Source organism: Rhodococcus sp. 2H158 (assembly GCF_053764755.1).
Genome location: NZ_JBSNCE010000019.1, coordinates 36,141 through 54,143, shown reverse-complemented (window position 1 = coordinate 54,143; position 18,003 = coordinate 36,141). Strand labels below are relative to the sequence as shown.

General features: G+C 71.2%; 17 protein-coding genes and 1 pseudogene. 13 read left to right on the top strand and 5 right to left on the bottom strand.

Annotated features, from left to right (window positions below; all coding sequences use genetic code 11):
• Positions 1-26: 26 nt before the first annotated feature.
• A pseudogene (locus ACWPOB_RS19010) lies at positions 27-506 on the bottom strand (M23 family metallopeptidase); the annotation flags it as partial.
• Between the two features lie 321 nt (positions 507-827).
• On the opposite strand from ACWPOB_RS19010, the gene rpsB reads away from it, so the two are divergent.
• From rpsB to ACWPOB_RS18980, 6 genes are all read left to right on the top strand, one after another.
• A complete protein-coding gene (gene rpsB / locus ACWPOB_RS19005) occupies positions 828-1,682 on the top strand; it encodes a 30S ribosomal protein S2 (protein ID WP_100056792.1) in 855 nt (284 codons plus the stop codon).
• 159 nt (positions 1,683-1,841) lie between these two features.
• Positions 1,842-2,666 carry a translation elongation factor Ts gene (gene tsf / locus ACWPOB_RS19000; protein ID WP_006937446.1) on the top strand — a complete coding sequence of 275 codons (825 nt, stop codon included), beginning with the start codon at positions 1,842-1,844 and terminating at the stop codon, positions 2,664-2,666.
• A 162-nt stretch (positions 2,667-2,828) separates the two neighbouring features.
• Positions 2,829-3,557 carry a UMP kinase gene (gene pyrH, locus ACWPOB_RS18995; RefSeq protein ID WP_006937445.1) on the top strand — a complete coding sequence of 243 codons (729 nt, stop codon included), beginning with the start codon at positions 2,829-2,831 and terminating at the stop codon, positions 3,555-3,557.
• Positions 3,558-3,585: 28 nt separating this feature from the next.
• Positions 3,586-4,143 carry a ribosome recycling factor gene (gene frr / locus ACWPOB_RS18990; protein WP_100056791.1) on the top strand — a complete coding sequence of 186 codons (558 nt, stop codon included), beginning with the start codon at positions 3,586-3,588 and terminating at the stop codon, positions 4,141-4,143.
• Between the two features lie 2 nt (positions 4,144-4,145).
• A complete protein-coding gene (locus ACWPOB_RS18985) occupies positions 4,146-5,129 on the top strand; it encodes a phosphatidate cytidylyltransferase (protein ID WP_455401777.1) in 984 nt (327 codons plus the stop codon).
• A gap of 37 nt (positions 5,130-5,166) precedes the next feature.
• On the top strand, positions 5,167-5,865 hold the full coding sequence (locus ACWPOB_RS18980; RefSeq protein WP_100056790.1) for a class I SAM-dependent methyltransferase: 699 nt from the start codon (positions 5,167-5,169) through the stop codon (positions 5,863-5,865).
• 22 nt (positions 5,866-5,887) lie between these two features.
• Here ACWPOB_RS18980 and ACWPOB_RS18975 read toward each other — a convergent pair whose 3' ends face one another.
• The gene (locus ACWPOB_RS18975) at positions 5,888-6,751 is read right to left on the bottom strand and encodes an HpcH/HpaI aldolase/citrate lyase family protein (RefSeq protein ID WP_100056789.1); all 864 of its coding nucleotides are present in this window, start codon (positions 6,749-6,751) and stop codon (positions 5,888-5,890) included.
• A 106-nt stretch (positions 6,752-6,857) separates the two neighbouring features.
• Entirely contained in the window at positions 6,858-7,226 is a 369-nt protein-coding gene (locus ACWPOB_RS18970; protein ID WP_100056788.1) for a LapA family protein, read from the bottom strand.
• An 87-nt stretch (positions 7,227-7,313) separates the two neighbouring features.
• On the opposite strand from ACWPOB_RS18970, the gene rlmN reads away from it, so the two are divergent.
• Complete coding sequence (rlmN, locus tag ACWPOB_RS18965) at positions 7,314-8,423, top strand: 23S rRNA (adenine(2503)-C(2))-methyltransferase RlmN (RefSeq protein WP_065922642.1); 1,110 nt, start codon at positions 7,314-7,316, stop codon at positions 8,421-8,423.
• Positions 8,424-8,499: 76 nt separating this feature from the next.
• Here rlmN and ACWPOB_RS18960 read toward each other — a convergent pair whose 3' ends face one another.
• Positions 8,500-8,745, bottom strand: coding sequence for a DUF2631 domain-containing protein (locus ACWPOB_RS18960; protein ID WP_006937434.1), 246 nt, complete (start codon positions 8,743-8,745; stop codon positions 8,500-8,502).
• A gap of 142 nt (positions 8,746-8,887) precedes the next feature.
• Between ACWPOB_RS18960 and dxr the strand changes: the two genes are divergently transcribed.
• From dxr to ACWPOB_RS18935, 5 genes are all read left to right on the top strand, one after another.
• On the top strand, positions 8,888-10,051 hold the full coding sequence (gene dxr / locus ACWPOB_RS18955) for a 1-deoxy-D-xylulose-5-phosphate reductoisomerase (protein ID WP_065923488.1): 1,164 nt from the start codon (positions 8,888-8,890) through the stop codon (positions 10,049-10,051).
• A 15-nt stretch (positions 10,052-10,066) separates the two neighbouring features.
• On the top strand, positions 10,067-11,284 hold the full coding sequence (locus ACWPOB_RS18950) for a M50 family metallopeptidase (protein WP_100056786.1): 1,218 nt from the start codon (positions 10,067-10,069) through the stop codon (positions 11,282-11,284).
• Between the two features lie 45 nt (positions 11,285-11,329).
• Positions 11,330-12,484: a flavodoxin-dependent (E)-4-hydroxy-3-methylbut-2-enyl-diphosphate synthase gene (ispG, locus tag ACWPOB_RS18945; protein ID WP_455401776.1), complete on the top strand. Its 1,155-nt coding sequence runs from the start codon at positions 11,330-11,332 to the stop codon at positions 12,482-12,484.
• 84 nt (positions 12,485-12,568) lie between these two features.
• Entirely contained in the window at positions 12,569-13,405 is an 837-nt protein-coding gene (locus ACWPOB_RS18940) for a GNAT family N-acetyltransferase (protein WP_455401775.1), read from the top strand.
• 67 nt (positions 13,406-13,472) lie between these two features.
• The gene (locus ACWPOB_RS18935; RefSeq protein WP_100056795.1) at positions 13,473-15,314 is read left to right on the top strand and encodes a penicillin-binding transpeptidase domain-containing protein; all 1,842 of its coding nucleotides are present in this window, start codon (positions 13,473-13,475) and stop codon (positions 15,312-15,314) included.
• Positions 15,315-15,336: 22 nt separating this feature from the next.
• Here ACWPOB_RS18935 and ACWPOB_RS18930 read toward each other — a convergent pair whose 3' ends face one another.
• On the bottom strand, positions 15,337-16,197 hold the full coding sequence (locus ACWPOB_RS18930; RefSeq protein ID WP_455401774.1) for a LuxR C-terminal-related transcriptional regulator: 861 nt from the start codon (positions 16,195-16,197) through the stop codon (positions 15,337-15,339).
• 106 nt (positions 16,198-16,303) lie between these two features.
• Here ACWPOB_RS18930 and ACWPOB_RS18925 point away from each other — a divergent pair, with 106 nt between their 5' ends.
• Entirely contained in the window at positions 16,304-17,962 is a 1,659-nt protein-coding gene (locus ACWPOB_RS18925; protein WP_455401773.1) for an AMP-binding protein, read from the top strand.
• Positions 17,963-18,003 lie beyond the last annotated feature (41 nt).

Sequence of the window (18,003 nt, the reverse complement as noted above, 5' to 3'; positions counted from 1 at the left end):
GCGGTGCGGAGCCGTGGCCTACGGGAAACCGGCTCGAGACGGATCACCGACCGCACGAGCGGCACGGGGTCGAGGTAGTCGTCGCGGTCCCGGCGCAGTCCCCAGTGCAGGCATGCCGCGGCGGCGCAGCCCTCGTGGCCCGGCTCGAGGGTGCCGAGCGGATCACCCCGTTCCACGCGCCGGCCGGCCGTCACCGTCGCGGTCACCGGCTCGTAGGTGGTGCGCAGCCCGCCGGCGTGCTCCACCGAGACGACGGGTTTGCCGGCGACGGTCCCGGCGAACACCACCACCCCGGCGCCGGCGGCGAGCACCGGCTGACCGGGCCGGCCGGTGAGGTCGGCGCCGCGGTGTCCGGGAAGCCAGTCGTGCTCGGGACCGTCGAAGGGGCGGGCCACGGTCGGCCGTGGATGCAGCGGCCAACCGAACTCGCGGGCGGCGGCCGCGGCGGGAACCGAACCCGCGAGCGCGGTGAGCGCGGTCAGGATGGCGATCCCGGCGATCTTCATCCGCCCAGCGTGCCGGGCGGCGCCGGCGTGCGACAGGGCCTCGTCGACATTGTGGACAACCACCCGATCCATCCACAGATCGGCCGAACCGGCCTGCTGATCAGGCAGTTGTGGTTCCCGCGGTGCAAGGCCGTACACTGTTCGAGCGGTCTGTGTTCGCAGATCGACTTCGCGCGTCCGCGCGCTGATCGCCGCCCGGTGTTCCGGGCGCCATCGGAAAATGGCCGTCGGCCGGTCCCGCAAGGGTCCGACGGGCATGCGGACGCCAGGGCGGGGATCACCCGATCTCCCGCGGCAACCGAACCGAAAGAGAGAACAGCCATGGCTGTCGTAACAATGAAGCAGCTGCTCGACAGCGGCGCCCACTTCGGCCACCAGACCCGTCGCTGGAACCCGAAGATGAAGCGGTTCATCTTCACCGACCGCAACGGCATCTACATCATCGACCTGCAGCAGACCCTGACGTACATCGACAAGGCGTACGAGTTCATCAAGGAGACGGTCGCCCACGGTGGCACCGTGCTGTTCGTCGGCACCAAGAAGCAGGCGCAGGAGTCCATCGCGGAAGAGGCCACCCGGGTCGGGATGCCCTACGTGAACCAGCGCTGGCTCGGCGGCATGCTCACCAACTTCTCCACCGTCCACAAGCGCCTGCAGCGCCTGAAGGAGCTGGAGTCGATGGAGCAGACCGGTGGCTTCGAGGGTCGCACCAAGAAGGAAATTCTCATGCTCACGCGTGAGAAGACCAAGCTCGAGCGCACCCTCGGCGGCATCCGCGACATGGCCAAGGTGCCGTCGGCGATCTGGGTCGTCGACACCAACAAGGAGCACATCGCCGTCGGCGAGGCCCGCAAGCTGAACATCCCGGTCGTCGCGATCCTCGACACCAACTGCGATCCCGACGTCGTCGACTACCCGATCCCGGGCAACGACGACGCGATCCGTTCGGCCGCGCTGCTGACCAAGGTCGTCGCCTCCGCCGTCGCCGAGGGCGTGCAGGCCCGCGCCGGCCAGAGCGCCGACAAGGACGCCAAGCCGGAGTCCGGCGCCGGCGAGCCGCTCGCCGAGTGGGAGCAGGAGCTGCTCGCGCAGGCCACCCCCGCCGCCGAGGCCGAGGCTCCGGCCGCCGAGGCCGAGGTTCCCGCCGCCGACGCGGCGCCCTCCGCCGAAGCCTGATCCGATGCGCGGCCCCGACCGGTAGATCCTGAGATCATGGTCGGGGCCGTCGCACGCGACCGCGCCGCATCAGTGCACACGCACGCGACCGAGCCGCATCAGAGGAAACTCCCGCGCGAGCACCCATCGCGCACAACAGACACAGGAGGCTCGCTTCCCATGGCGAACTACACCGCCGCCGACGTCAAGCGTCTGCGTGAGCTCACCGGCTCCGGAATGCTGGCGTGCAAGAACGCGCTCGCCGACAACGACGGCGACTTCGACAAGGCCGTCGAGCAGCTGCGCATCAAGGGCGCCAAGGACGTGGGCAAGCGCGCCGAGCGCTCCACCGCCGAGGGCCTGGTCGCCGCGAAGAACGGCGTGCTCATCGAGCTCAACTCCGAGACCGACTTCGTCGCCAAGAACGACGAGTTCCAGGCTCTCGCCGAGAAGATCGTCACCGCTGCGGCCGAGGCCAAGCCCGCCGACCTCGAGGCCCTCAAGGCCGTCGAGGTGGACGGCAAGACCGTCGACACCCTGGTGCAGGAGCTCTCCGCCAAGATCGGCGAGAAGCTCGAACTGCGCCGCCTCGCCGTCTTCGACGGCCCCGTCGCGGTGTACCTGCACAAGCGGGCGTCCGACCTGCCGCCGGCCGTCGGCGTGCTCGTCGAGTACTCCGGTGAGGGCGACGCCGCCGCCGAGGCCGCCCGCGCCGCCGCGATGCAGGTCGCCGCGCTGAAGGCGAAGTACCTCACCCGCGACGAGGTCCCGGCCGACACGGTCGAGAACGAGCGCCGCATCGCGGAGGAGACCGCCAAGAACGAGGGCAAGCCGGAGGCCGCTCTGCCGAAGATCGTCGAGGGTCGTCTCAACGGCTTCTTCAAGGACGTCGTGCTGCTCGAGCAGGCCTCGGTGACGGACTCGAAGAAGACCGTCAAGGCGCTGCTCGACGAGGCCGGTGCCACCGTCTCGCGCTTCGTGCGTTTCGAGGTCGGCGCCAGCTAGATCTCTCGTTTCCTCGACCCCGTCGGCGCTCGCCGGCGGGGTCGAGGCGCGTCGGCGGCTCGATATCCGGGCCGATCGGACACTCGCGCCCCCGTCTCGGTTCCACGGGGTCGGATGAGGCAGGATGAAAGGGCCGATCCACCGCTCGACCCGAGGAGAACCATGTCCGAACACGCCCAGGAACGTCCCGGTTTCCGTCGGGTGCTGCTCAAGCTCGGTGGGGAGATGTTCGGCGGCGGCAAGGTCGGTCTCGACCCGGACGTGGTGACGACCGTGGCCGAGGAGATCGCCGAGGTCGTCCGCTCCGGGGTGGAGGTGGCGGTGGTCATCGGCGGCGGCAACTTCTTCCGCGGCGCGGAACTGCAGCAGCGCGGCCTCGACCGCGCCCGCTCCGACTACATGGGCATGCTCGGCACGGTGATGAACTCTCTTGCGCTGCAGGACTTCCTGGAGAAGCAGGGCGTGGACACCCGGGTCCAGACCGCCATCACGATGGGGCAGGTCGCCGAGCCGTACCTGCCGCTGCGGGCCCGCCGGCACCTCGAGAAGGGCCGCGTGGTGATCTTCGGCGCCGGCATGGGCATGCCCTACTTCTCCACCGACACCACCGCCGCGCAGCGCGCCCTCGAGATCGGCGCCGAGGTGGTCCTGATGGCCAAGGCCGTCGACGGTGTCTACTCGGCCGATCCGCGGATCGACCCCGACGCGACCCTGTTCACCGAGATCACCCACCGCGAGGTCATCGAGAAGGGGCTCAAGGTGGCGGACGCGACCGCCTTCAGCCTCTGCATGGACAACGACATGCCGATCATGGTCTTCAACCTGCTCACCGAGGGGAATATCGCTCGGGCCGTCGCCGGTGAGAAGATCGGAACACTCGTACGGTCATGAACGGACAACGGAACATGGAGGAACTGCCGTGATCGATGAAGCTCTCTTCGAGGCCGAGGAGAAGATGGAGAAGGCCGTCACGGTGGCCAAGGACGATCTCGGATCCATCCGCACCGGCCGCGCGAACCCCGGCATGTTCTCCAGGATCGTCGTCGACTACTACGGCGCGCCCACCCCGGTCACGCAGATGGCCAGCATCAACGTCGCCGAGGCGCGCATGGTGGTCGTCAAGCCGTACGAGGCATCGCAGCTCGGTCCGATCGAGACGGCGATCCGCAACTCCGACCTGGGCGTCAATCCGACCAACGACGGGTCCCTGATCCGTATCTCCATCCCGCAGCTCACCGAGGAACGCCGCCGCGAGCTGGTCAAGCAGGCCAAGGCCAAGGGCGAGGACGCCAAGGTGTCCGTGCGCAACGTGCGACGCAAGGCGATGGAGGAGCTGCACCGCATCCAGAAGGACGGCGAGGCCGGCGAGGACGACGTCACCCGCGCGGAGAAGGAGCTCGACAAGACCACGGCGAAGTACGTGGCACAGATCGACGAGCTGGTCAAGCACAAGGAAGCCGAGCTGCTGGAGGTTTAACCGTGGGTACAGCCGCCGGGTCGTCCGACCCGCAGCTCCCCTTGGGCGTCACCGACGCCGACTCGGCGGCCGAGGCCGCGAAGGCGGACACCGAGGCCGCGAAAGCGGACACCGAGGTCCCGCCGGTGCGGCCCGATCCCACCCCCACCGGGGAGCCGGCGAAGAAGTCCTCACGGGCGGGCCGGAACCTGCCCGCGGCCGTGGGCGTAGGCGCCGGTCTCGGCGCCCTCGTCATCGTGGTGCTCGCGTTCGCCCCCAAGGCGTGGCTCCTCGTCGTCGCGGTGGCCATCGCGATCGCCACGTGGGAGGTCACCAAGCGCCTGCGTGAAGCGGACGTCCTGGTTCCCCGGATCCCGCTCCTGGTCGGGGGGCAGGCGATGATCTGGCTCGGCTGGCCCTACGGCACCACCGGTGTGCTCGGCGCCTTCGCCGGCACCACGGTCGTGTCGATGCTGTGGCGGTTGTTCGACCGTGGACTGCGCGGCCGGCCCCGCAACTATCTGCGCGACACCGCGGTCACCGTCTTCACCGCGGCGTGGGTGCCGTTCCTCGCGTCGTTCGCGACGCTGATGGTCCTCGACGACAACGGCGCCGCACGCGTGTTCTGCCTGATGATCGTGTGCGTCGCGTCCGACATCGGCGGGTACGCGGCGGGGGTGCTGTTCGGCAAGCACCCGATGGCGCCCGCGATCAGCCCGAAGAAGTCGTGGGAGGGTTTCGGTGGCTCGGTCCTCGCCTGCACCGTCGCCGGAATCCTCACGGTGACCCTGCTGCTCGACGCCGCCTGGTGGATCGGTGCGCTCCTCGGCGTCGTGCTCGCCGCCACGGCCACGGCGAGCGACCTGATCGAGTCGCAGGTCAAGCGGGACCTCGGCATCAAGGACATGGGCACCCTGCTGCCCGGCCACGGCGGCATCATGGACCGGCTGGACTCCATCCTGCCGTCCGCGTTCGTCACCTGGCTCGTCCTCGGCGCCTTCGTCTAGGCCGGTGGCGAGGAGACAGCGGTCCGACGCGCACGGGGTGGTCCCCAGCCCCAACATCTGGCACTGGCCGGAGGTCTACGAGGAAGAGAACCGCGCTCAGGACGTCCACGGCGTCGTGTACGCGGCGCTGCGCGAGGCGTGCGACTGGGCCGGTCGCGACGTCCTCGACGTGGGCTGCGGCACCGGCTTCCACCTGCCGATGTTCGCCGCCACCGCGCGCACCGTGACCGGCATCGAACCGCACCCGCCGCTGGTGGAGCTGGCCCGCCGACGTGTGCGGGACCAGCCGGGCGTCCGGGTGGAGGCCGGTTCGGCCGAGCAGTTGCCGCTTCCGGACGGAACCGTCGACGTCGTGCACGCGCGCACCGCCTACTTCTTCGGGCCCGGGTGCGGGGCGGGCATCGCCGAGGCCATGCGGGTGCTGCGGCCCGGCGGTGCGCTCGCGATCGTCGACCTCGACGCGACCGCCCATCCGTACGGCGAATGGATGCGGGCGGACCTGCCGCACTATGACCCGGCGGCGGTGGAGGCGTTCTTCGCCGCCCAGGGCTTCGACCTGCGCCGGATCGACACCGAATGGCGTTTCCCGGACCGTGTCACCCTCGAGCGCGTACTCGGCATCGAGTTCGGCCCGCGCGTCGCCGAGCGAGCGGTGCTCGGCACACCGGGCACCACCCTCACGGTGCGCTACCGGCTGCACGTGCGCCGCAAGCCCCGGGGCCTGGAGATTCCCTGAGCGTGCGGCGCGTGCCGCGGACCTAGCGGTGGTGGTGGGTGCCGCGGATGCGGAACACCCGCGCAAGTTCGCTGATCCTCTTCGCCTTGGCCAGGCGGGGCAGGTCGCTGCCGTCGCGCACCCCGCGGCCGTCCTCGCCGAGCGTGTCGATCACCTCGCGTGCCCAGCCGACCTCGTCGGAGCTGGGGCTGAGGGCGGCGTTGACGAACGGCGCCCGGCCCGGAGTCATGCACAGCTTCCCGGTCATTCCCATCGAGGCGGTCAGCTTCGCCTCCCGCTCGAGAACCTCGGGGTCGTCGGTCAGCGACGGACCGTCGACGGGACCGGGCAGGCGAGCCGCCCGGCTCGACACCACCAGGCGGGAACGCGGGTAGGCCATGGCGAGGGGGGAGTCGTCCATCCCGGTGTCGCGGCGGAAGTCGCCGCTGCCGAACGCCAGCCGGAACGTACCGTCGGCACGGGCGATCTCGGGTGTGGCCTCGAGGCCCACCGCCGATTCGATGAGCACGAGGATGCGGGTGCCGGCCGGCAGCTGAGCGGCCGTGGCGTCGACCTGCTGGCCGCTCTCGGCCTTGGCGAGCATCACGCCCTGCAGGCCGGGCACCCCGGCGAGCGCGGAGAGATCGTCGGACCAGTGCACAGTGGTGGCGTCGTTGATCCGCACCCAGGCACGGCCACCACCGCGCAGCCACTCGACGACGTCATCGCGTGCGGCGGCCTTCCCGGCCGCCGGTACGGCGTCCTCGAGGTCGAGGATCACGGCGTCGGCCGGGGATGCGGCGGCCGCGGCGAACCGCTCCGGGGCGTTGCCCGGAACGAGCAGCCAGGATCGGGCGAGCTCGGGTGCGACGGTGGCGGAGGCGGGGGCATCCAGGTGGGCGGTCACGTCAGGCTCCTCGGGTAAAGGTCTTGTCTCCAGGGTGCCCTGTTGTTGCCGCCTTGGGGAAATTGGGTGCGTTGTGTTCGTCACCCCGCCGCTGGGCGGGGCGGTGTTACCGCCGCTTCGCCGCGCGTTTGATCTGCAGGATCCGCACGCCGCCCGCCAGTGCCATGACGAGGGCCCCGGCGATGGCCGACAGGAGCAGGCTCACCCCGAGCGGCAGGGTGAACTCCCACGCGAACATTTCCATGGTGACCGGGTCGAGGTTCTGCAGGATGAACACGAGCAACAGGATCAGCACCAGGACACCGATGACCAGGCCGGTCCACGTGGAGGCCGCCCGGCTGCGGTCGAGGGGAATCTCCGGTGCCGGGCGGACGTTGGACTCGGGCGTGGCCTTCGTCGCCCCCTGAGGCTCGAGCTGACCCCGGACTGGAAGGGCCGGTGGCGGTTCGGGGAGATCCGCAGGGCGTTCGGTCATGGCTCGATCATCTCGCTCCGGCCGCCGGTGCACACCGCATTCGGCGAGGAAAACCGGCGTTGCCGCCCTGATGGATAATGGTTCATTATGCCCTCCTCTCTTCCCCTGGTTTTCGACGCGCCCAAACGCGGCATGCCGCCGCGCCACCTCGCCGATCTCGATGCCGAGCAGCGCCGCGAGGCCGTGCGCGAACTCGGCCTGCCGGCCTTCCGCGCCGATCAGTTGGCCCGGCACTACTACGGGCGCCTCGAAGCCGATCCGGAGAAGATGACGGATCTGCCGGCGAAGGTGCGCGAGCAGGTCGGAGCCGCGTTCTTTCCCGCGTTGCTGACCCCGGTCAAGCACGTGGCCTGCGACGGCGGCGAGACCCGCAAGACGCTGTGGCGCGCCGGGGACGGCACCCTCCTCGAGAGCGTGCTCATGCGCTACCCCGACCGTGCCACGCTGTGCATCTCGAGCCAGGCCGGCTGCGGTATGGCCTGCCCGTTCTGCGCGACGGGCCAGGGCGGCCTGAACCGGAACCTGTCGACCGCCGAGATCGTCGATCAGGTGCGCGCCGCGGCCGCGGCCCTGCGCGACGGTGACGTCGCCGGGGGACCGGGCCGGCTGTCCAACGTGGTGTTCATGGGCATGGGGGAGCCGCTGGCGAACTACAAGCGTGTGGTGGCCGCCGTGCGGCGCATCACCGCGCCGCCCCCGGAGGGACTGGGCCTGTCGCAGCGGTCGGTCACCGTCTCCACCGTCGGCCTCGCTCCGGCCATCCGCCGGCTGGCCGACGAGGATCTGAGCGTGACCCTCGCCGTGTCGCTGCACACCCCGGACGACGAACTGCGCGACACGCTGGTGCCGGTCAACAACCGCTGGCCCGTCGCCGAGGTGCTCGACGCCGCGCGCTACTACGCCGACCGGACCGGTCGCCGCGTCTCCGTCGAGTACGCCCTGATCCGCGACGTCAACGACCAGCCGTGGCGGGCGGACATGCTGGGCAAGAAGCTGCACAAGGCGCTCGGCCCGCTGGTGCACGTGAACCTGATCCCGCTCAATCCGACGCCGGGCAGCGAATGGGACGCCAGCCCGAAGCCGGTCGAGCGCGAATTCGTCCGTCGCGTCCAGGCGCAGGGGGTCTCATGCACCGTGCGGGACACCCGGGGGCAGGAGATCGCGGCCGCGTGCGGTCAGCTCGCCGCCGAGAACTGAGCGCCACCCCGCGGGACGCGAAGGGCCCGACCGGTTCGTCCGGACGGGCCCTTCGACGCTGCTGCAGGTGGTGCGGCTACCGCCGGCGCCGGCGCTGGACGATGTCGCGCACCAGGATGGCGACGAGCGCCGCGGCGAAGCCGATCAGGAACCAGTTCTCGACGTTGCCGTTGTGGTTGCCGATGATCATCGCCAGCAGGAACAGTGCGACGAGCCAGCCCATGACGCGGAACAGGCGGGGGGCTTCGCCACTCCAACCCCACTCCGCCGACGGCACCTCGGCCGTGTCGACGCCAGTGGTCTTCAACTCGGTACCGGCCACCGCTTGTCCTCCTGCTCGCAAAGATCTTCGCTGTTGGGCCAATCGTGACATACGACCGTCCGTCGTACGAAGTGGGGGCGCTCTCGCGCGCGCCGGACGGGTGATTCAGCATCCCCTCAGGACGGTCGGGGACAATGTCGGCGTGGTCGACTCGCAACCCAGCTCCCGCACCCGTGTCCTGCTGCTCGGCAGCACCGGCTCCATCGGCACCCAGGCCCTCGAGGTGATCGCCGCCAACCCCGACCGGTTCGAGGTGGTCGGTCTCGCCGCCGGGGGCGGCAACATCGATCTGCTCGCCGAGCAGATCCGCGTCACCGGTGTCGCCGAGGTGGCCGTCGCGAACGCGCAGGCCGCCGCGCGGCTCGACGTCCCGGGTCTGCAGGTGCGCAGCGGGCCCGACGCGGTCACGCGGCTGGTGCGCGACGTCGAGGCCGACGTAGTGCTCAACGCCCTCGTCGGGTCCCTCGGCCTGGAGCCGACGCTGGCCGCACTGGCGACGGGCGCGCGCCTGGCGCTGGCCAACAAGGAGTCGCTCGTCGCCGGCGGCGCGCTGGTCACCGCGGCCGCGGCCCCGGGCCAGATCGTGCCCGTCGACTCGGAGCACTCGGCGCTGGCCCAGTGCCTGCGCGGCGGCAGCCCCGACGAGGTGGCCCGGCTCGTGCTCACCGCCTCGGGTGGTCCGTTCCGCGGTTGGCCGGCCGAGCGGCTCGAGTCGGTCACCCCCGAGCAGGCCGGCGCCCATCCCACCTGGTCGATGGGCCCGATGAACACCCTGAACTCGGCGACGCTGGTGAACAAGGGCCTGGAGCTGATCGAGACGCACCTGCTGTTCGGCATCGGTTACGACCGGATCGACGTCACCGTGCACCCGCAGTCGATCGTGCACTCGATGGTCACCTTCACCGACGGCTCCACCCTGGCCCAGGCGTCGCCGCCGTCGATGAAGCTGCCCATCGCGCTCGCGCTGGGCTGGCCGCACCGGATCGCGGACGCGGCGCCGGCCCTCGACTTCGCGACCGCCTCGACCTGGGAGTTCGAACCGGTGGCGCACGAGGTGTTCCCCGCGATCGAACTGGCGCGGGCCGCCGGGGTGGGCGGCGGATGCCTGACCGCGGTGTACAACGCCGCCAACGAGGTGGCCGCGGAGGCATTCCTCGCCGGCGCCCTGCCGTTCCCGGGGATCGTGCGCACGGTGGCGGCGGTCCTGTCCGACGCCGACGACTGGTCCGCGGCACCCGCTACCGTGGAAGATGTGCTCGCCGCCGACGGCTGGGCTCGGGACCGAGCCCGCGCGCTCGTGAAGTAGGAGGACCGGCCACCGATGATGTTCGTTCTGGGCGTCGTGCTGTTCGCCCTCGGCATCGCCGTATCCATCGCCCTGCACGAGGCCGGGCACATGTGGACCGCGCAGCGCCTCGGGATGAAGGTGCGGCGTTATTACATCGGGTTCGGGCCGCGGCTGTACTCGTTCCGTCGCGGCGAGACCGAGTACGGCCTCAAGGCGATCCCTGCGGGCGGCTTCTGCGACATCGCGGGCATGACGGCGCTCGACGAACTGGCCCCCGACGAGCACGACCGCGCCATGTACAAGCAGAAGGCGTGGAAGCGCGTCGTGGTGATGTCCGGCGGCATCGCGATGAACTTCGTCCTCGGCATGGTGCTGATCTTCGGGCTCGCCGTGGCGTGGGGTCTGCCCCGTCTGGGGGAGACCCCGGCGGAGATCGGGGAGCTCTCGTGCGTCGCACCGACTCAGGCCGGTGAGGCCGGGGGCTACGAGCTGGCGCCGTGCAGCGGGCCGGGTCCCGCCGCGGCCGCGGGCCTCGAGGTCGGGGACGTCGTGGTCTCCGTCGGCGGCACCGAGGTAGCGACGTTCGCGGACCTGGTCGAGGCCACCCGCGCCGCGACCGGGACGGTGGATTTCGTCGTCGAGCGCGACGACCGCACGCTGACGATCCCGGTGCCGGTCGAGTCCGCCCAGCGTTGGGTGCAGGATCCCGAGACGGGCGCGATCACCTCGGAGACCGTCAGCGCAATCGGCGTCGCTGCGCCGCCGTCCGTCACCGAGTACACCGCGTTCACCGCGGTGGGTGGCACGCTGCGGTTCACCGGCGACATGTTCGTCCTCACCGCGCAGGCCCTCGCCGACCTGCCGAGCAAGGTGGGGGCGCTGTGGGAGTCGGTGACGGGCGGCGAACGCGATCCCGACACCCCGATCAGCGTCGTCGGCGCGTCCGTCATCGGTGGGCAGGTCGCCGAGCGGGGCATCTGGCAGATGTTCGTCCTGCTGCTCGCGCAGCTGAACTTCTTCCTGGGCATGTTCAACCTGCTCCCGCTGCTGCCGCTCGACGGTGGCCACATCGCCGTGGTCGCCTACGAGAAGGTCCGCAACTGGATCCGGGGGCTGCGCGGGCTGCCGGTCGGGGGTCCGGTCGACTACACGAAGCTGCTGCCCGTCACCTACGTGTTCGTCCTCATCGGCGGCGCGTTCATGCTGTTGACACTCACCGCGGACATCGTCAACCCCATCCAGCTGTTCTGACTCGCATCGCTAGAATTGCCGCGTAGCTACGAAAGAAGGCGAAACGTGACCAGCCCCGTCGGTTTGGGCATGCCCGAAGTCCCCGCCGTCCTCGCGCCCCGGCGCAAGACCCGTCAGCTGATGGTCGGCGACGTCGGCGTGGGCAGCGACCACCCGGTGTCGGTGCAGTCGATGTGCACCACCAAGACGCACGACATCAACGCGACGTTGCAGCAGATCGCCGAGCTCACCGCGTCCGGTTGCGACATCGTCCGCGTCGCGTGCCCGCGGCAGGAGGACGCCGACGCGCTCGCCGCGATCGCGAAGAAGAGCCAGATCCCGGTCATCGCGGACATCCACTTCCAGCCGCGCTACATCTTCGCCGCCATCGACGCCGGGTGCGCCGCCGTGCGCGTCAACCCCGGCAACATCAAGGAGTTCGACGGCCGTGTCAAGGAGGTCGCCAAGGCGGCCGGCGACGCAGGCATCCCGATCCGTATCGGCGTCAACGCCGGCTCGCTGGATCCGCGCATCCTGAGCAAGTACGGCAAGGCCACGCCCGAGGCGCTCGTCGAGTCCGCGCTGTGGGAGGCGAGCCTGTTCGAGGAGCACGGCTTCGGCGACATCAAGATCTCGGTCAAGCACAACGACCCGGTCGTGATGGTCGAGGCCTACCGCCAGCTCGCCGCGCAGTGCGACTACCCGCTGCACCTGGGCGTGACCGAGGCCGGGCCCGCCTTCCAGGGCACGATCAAGTCGGCCGTCGCGTTCGGTGCGCTGCTGAGCGAGGGCATCGGCGACACCATCCGGGTGTCGCTGTCGGCGCCGCCGGCCGAGGAGATCAAGGTCGGCACCCAGATCCTGCAGTCGCTGAACCTGCGGCCCCGCAAGCTCGAGATCGTCTCGTGCCCGTCGTGCGGCCGGGCGCAGGTCGACGTGTACACCCTCGCCAACGAGGTCACCGCCGGCCTCGAGGGCATGGAGGTGCCCCTGCGGGTCGCGGTCATGGGCTGCGTCGTCAACGGCCCCGGTGAGGCCCGCGAGGCCGACCTCGGTGTCGCCTCCGGCAACGGCAAGGGCCAGATCTTCGTCAAGGGCAAGGTCATCAAGACCGTCCCCGAGGCCCAGATCGTCGAGACTCTGATCGAGGAGGCCATGCGCATCGCCGAGGAGATGGAGGGTGACGCCGGCACCGGAAACCCGGTGGTCTCCGTCGGCTGAACCGGTTCGGCGGGCGCAGGACTCCCGCGCGGCTCCGGCTTCTGGCAGTCTGATTGCGTATCCGCAGTCGACAGGTGGTGGGACGTGCTCAAGCTTCTGGGAGTCCGGTCTCTCGGTGGCCGTGACACCGCACACGTGTTGCGGGTGCTGGCCCGCGATCCGGTGGCGGCGTGCATGGTAGCCGGCCGGGTCGAGGAGTACGGCCTCGATTCCCGCGCCGTCGGCGGCGACATGTGGAGCCGGGGCGGACCCGACGACTCGTTGTGCTTCTCGGGGGCGAACCTCGTTCCGCTGCTCGGCGACCGCGACGATCTGCACGCCTTCGCGGACCGCGCCGCCCGCGGCCCCCGCCTGTGCTCGTCGCTCGTCGGCCGTGCCGAACTCGCGTTGCCGATGTGGGAGGTCCTCCAGCCGGAATGGGGTCCCGCGCGCGAGGTGCGGGCCGAGCAGCCGCTGCTGGTACTCGACCGGGAACCGTGCGTCGTCCCCGACCCGCTGGTGCGCCGCGTGCGGCCGGAGGAGATCGACGCCTACATGCCGGCCGCGATCGCGATGTTCCGTGAGGAGGTCGGCGTCGACCCGTGCGCGGGCGACGGGGGCTCGGGCTACCGCCGCCGGGTGCAGAGCCTGATCGCCACCGGACGGGCGTGGGCCCGCTTCGAGCACGGCCGGGTCGTGTTCAAGGCCGAGATCGGCTCCCAGTCCTCGTCGGTGGGGCAGATCCAGGGCGTGTGGGTGGACCCCGGCAGGCGCGACGCCGGCCTCGGCTCGACCGGCACCGCGGCCGTCGCCGCCGCCGTCACCGCCGGCGGGCGGCTGCCGAGCCTGTACGTCAACAGCTTCAACCACCGGGCCCGCGCGGCCTACGCCCGCATCGGCTTCCGTCAGGTCGCGACGTTCTGCACGGTGCTGCTGGACTGAGGGGCCGCTCCGCCCGGCCCGTGTCGCCTCCCCGATCCGAGCAGCCGCCGGTCCTACGATGACGGCGATGAGAACTCGATCCGCCCGCGTCTCGGCCCCGCTCGTCCCGGCACCGCGTCGACTGCTGCGGCGCGGGGCGGTCCTGGTGGCCGCCGTCGCGCTGGCCGGCGGTGTCGTCGCGTGTACCCCGAAGCCGGCCGGACCCGAGCCCGCCGCACAGGAGTTCCTCACCGACTTCGCCGACCGGGACTTCGCCGCGGCCGCCGCCCTGACCGACCGTCCCGAGCCGGCCGAGGAGGCGCTGGCGGAGACGTGGGCCGGACTGCAGGCGGAGACGCTGGCGGTGGACACCGACGGCGTGCGGATCGACGGGGACACCGCGACGGTCACCTACGTCTACGAGTGGGGTCTGCCCGGTGAGCGCGTGTGGCGGTACTCCGGCGAGATGAACATGGGCCGCAGCGGGAACGACTGGGTGGTTCGCTGGACCCGGTCGAACCTGCATCCCCAGCTCGGCGACCGGCAACGGATGCAGCTGCGGACCAATCCCGCCCCCCGCGCGCGCGTCAACGAGCATTCCGGCTCGGACGTGCTCGTTCCGGGCATCGTCTACGGTGTCGGCTTCGACGCCACGGCGGTCGGCGACGTCCGGGGTGCGGCGCGGGCGTTGTCGGCGGCGCTGACACAGTTCGACCCGTCGCTGACCGCGCAGTCGATCGCCGAGACCGCGACCGCCGCCGACGGCGCCCACTCGGTCGTGCGGCTGCGTGAGGAGGACTACGAACGCGTCGCCGGCACCCTCGCGGCGATTCCCGGCGTCACGATCACCGAGCAGGCCGACCTCGTCTCCACCGACCGCAGCTTCGCCCCCGATCTGGTCGGCCAGATCAAGAAGACCGTGATCGACGAGGTCGACGGCAAGGCCGGGTGGAGCGTGGTCGCCGTCAACCAGAACGGCGTCGACACCGGTGTGCTCACCGAGACCCCGCCCGAGCCGGCGCCGTCGTTCTCCATCAGCCTGGACCGTCCCATCCAGGTGGCGGCGCAGGCCGCCGTCGACGCCCGCGCGGAACAGGCGATGATGGTGGTGATCGAGGCGTCCACCGGCGCGGTCCTCGCCGTCGCGCAGAACAAGGCGGCCGACCGCGACGGACCGGTCGCGCTGGCGGGGCAGTACCCTCCCGGCTCCACCTTCAAGATCATCACCTCGGGCGCCGCCATCTCCAGCGGTCTCGCCACGCCGGGCACCATGGTGGCCTGCCCGGGACGGATCACGATCGGCGAGCGCAGCGTCCCCAACTACAACGAATTCTCGGTCGGCACCGTGCCGATGGCGACGGCGTTCGCGCGCTCGTGCAACACCTCGTTCGCCAAACTCGCCTCCGAGATGGCGCCCGACGCCCTCACCGTCGCGGCCGCGCAGTTCGGCATCGGACCCGAGTACGAGGTGGTGGGCATGCCCACGTTCTCCGGATCGGTGCCGCCGGCCGAGGACCTGGTCCAGCGCGCCGAGGACGGCTTCGGTCAGGGCAAGGTCGTCGTCAGCCCGTTCGGGATGGCCCTGGCCGCCGCGACCGTCGCGCACGGCAGCGCACCCGTGCCGTACCTGTTGCAGGGACGCGAGACCGCCGTCACCGGCGACCGGCCGCCCGTCACCCCGGAGATGATCGACGGCCTGCGCGGCATGATGCGGCTGGTGATCACCAGCGGCACCGCCGACCGCATCCGCGACCAGGGCGAGGTGTACGGCAAGACGGGTGAGGCCGAGGTCGAGGGTGGTTCCCACGCGTGGTTCGTCGGCTACCGCGGCGACCTGGCCTTCGCGACGCTCGTCGTGCGCGGCGGCAGCTCCGACAACGCCGTCGCCGTCACCCGCGACATGTTCGCGGCCCTGCCGGAGGGGTACTGACCGGCCCGGGCGGGGGTAGCGGTCAGGGCAGCAGGCCCAGGCGCCGCGCGGACACCACCGCCTCGTGCCGGGTGTGGGCGTCGAGCTTGCCCATCGCGCTGCGCAGGTAGCTCTTGACCGTCTCCGGGCCGACCGACAGCCGGTCGGCGATCTCGGCGTTGGTGCATCCCAGCGCCACGTGCGCGAGCACGTCGGTCTCGCGCGGAGAGAGCACCACGTCGGTCGGTTGCGGGGCCGGGCTGCCGAGCGCCCCGGCGAGCCGGTCCGACAGCGCCCGCAGCTTGCGCTGCAGGCCGGCGTCCTCCACGGACTGGGCGAGGCCGCGCAGTTCCGCGTGCACGTCCCGGATCTGGGCCGCCGCGACCGGGCTCTCGGACGGCCGATCGAGGGAGCCGAGCAGCGCCAGCCGCCGGTCCACCTCGTCCCGGACGGCGATCTCGCTGCTGAGCCGGCGCGCCGCCTGCACGAACGCCCCCACCGCGCGATCGCCGAGCGGTGAGCACTCACGGATCGCGCCGTAGAGGACGGCGCGGGCCGCCCCTCCCACCATCACCGGCACCGCAAGGATCGACCGCAGCCCCTCGCTGAGCACGGGCCGGTCGAAGTGGTGGGTGATCGACGACGACCGGCCGTAGTCGGGCACCGTCGCCGGCCGGGCCCGGTCCACCACGAGGCCGCCCAGGCCCGCCCGCGGCGGCACCACGACCCCCTCGAGACCGTTCGTGCGGGTGCCGAAGAACTCGGTCAGGTGCAGGTTCCCGTCGCGGACCTCCCCGGCGAACACGACGGGGATCAGTGCCTCCGCCGCGGTGCGGCGGAGCTCGCCGCGCAGTGCGTCGCTGTCACGGGGACGGAGGAGAGGCGAGGTGCCGGCCGGCGCCATCGGTCACCCCTTTCCGGGGGTATCGGGACGTACTTGTGACTTGGATCATAAAGGAATCGATCCTCGGGACGTTCACCCCGGGGCGCTTCACGAGAGGACGGATTCGATGACCACCGAGACCACCGCGCGTGCGCATTCCGAGCAGGAGGCACGAGTGCGGGAACTGCTGGACCGCTACGACACCGCCGACGCGTGTGCCGCACAGCTGCTGTGCGACGGGCATCCCGCGGACGCCGTCGCGTTCACGGTGGTCGAGGCGGACCTGAGCGCGACCGATCTGACCTTCGGTTACCTGCGCGAGCAGTCCTCCCGCTTCGCCGCGGCCCTGGCCGACCTCGGCGTCGAGCCGGGCGACCACGTCGCCACCCTGATGGGCAAGTCCGCGGACCTGGTCGTGGCACTGCTCGGCATCTGGCGCCGCGGTGCCGTGCACGTGCCGCTGTTCACCGCGTTCGCACCCCCGGCGATCGGTTTCCGGCTGCAGGCCAGCGGCGCGAAGGTCGTGGTCTCGGATGCCGACCAGGTCGGCAAGCTCGCGCCCGGCGAGGACATCCCCGCCGACGCGCCCTGGCAGATCGTCGTCGCAGGCCACACCGAGGGCGGTGCCGCCGGCATCGGAGTGAGCTTCGCCGACCTGGTGGCCTCGCACGACGCGGACGATCCGCGCGGCGCGGCGGTCGCCGTCGGCGGGCACGGCGGCCTCGTGCAGCTGTTCACCTCCGGCACCACCGGCACCCCGAAGGGCGTGCCCGTGCCGGTGCGGGCACTCGCGTCGTTCCACGCCTACCTGGACTTCGGCCTCGACGTGCGTGAGGACGACGTGTTCTGGAACGCCGCCGATCCCGGCTGGGCCTACGGGCTCTACTACGCGCTGCTCGCGCCGCTGGCCGCCGGAGTGCGCAGCCTGCTGCTGCATGCCGGGTTCTCCGCCCTCCTCACCTGGCAGGTGATGGAGAAGTTCGGTGTCACCAACTTCGCGGCCGCGCCCACCGTCTACCGCAGCCTGCGGGCGGACTCGGCGCCCGTGCCGGAGTCGGTCTCGCTGCGCCGCGCGTCCTCGGCCGGCGAGCCGCTCACGCCCGACGTCGTGGCGTGGTCGGAGCAGACCCTCGGCGCAGTGGTGCGCGACCATTACGGGCAGACCGAGCACGGCATGTTCGTCGTCAACGCGTGGGCCGACGGGCTGCGCGAGGAGGTGCGGCCCGGGTCGATGGGCAAGCCGCTGCCCGGTTGGTCCTGCGCCGTGCTGTCCGACGACTCCGACGAGATCGCCGCCCCCGGCGTGCCCGGGCGCGTGGCGATCGACACCCACGCCAGCCCCCTGCTGTGGTTCACGGGTTACGTGGACGCCCCGGAGAAGACCGCGCAGCGGTTCACCGAGGACGGCCGCTGGTACCTCACCGGCGACGCCGGGCAGGTCGACGAGGACGGCTTCTTCTATTTCTCGGCCCGCGACGACGACGTGATCATCATGGCGGGCTACCGGATCGGCCCGTTCGACGTCGAGAGCGTGCTGGTGATGCACGAGCACGTCGTCGAGGCCGCCGTCGTCGGCATGCCCGATCAGCTGCGCGGTGAGGTGCTCGAGGCGTTCGTGGTGCTCCGCGACGGTGTCGACGGCACCGACGAGCTCGAGGCGGAGCTGCAGCAGCTGGTCAAGCGCAAGTTCGCGGCGCACGCCTACCCGCGGACCGTGCACTTCGTGCCCCGGCTGCCGAAGACGCCCAGCGGCAAGATCCAGCGCTACATCCTGCGCCAGGGCTGAGCCCCCGGGTGGGGGCGGTGCGGCCGCCGGGCCGCGTCGCC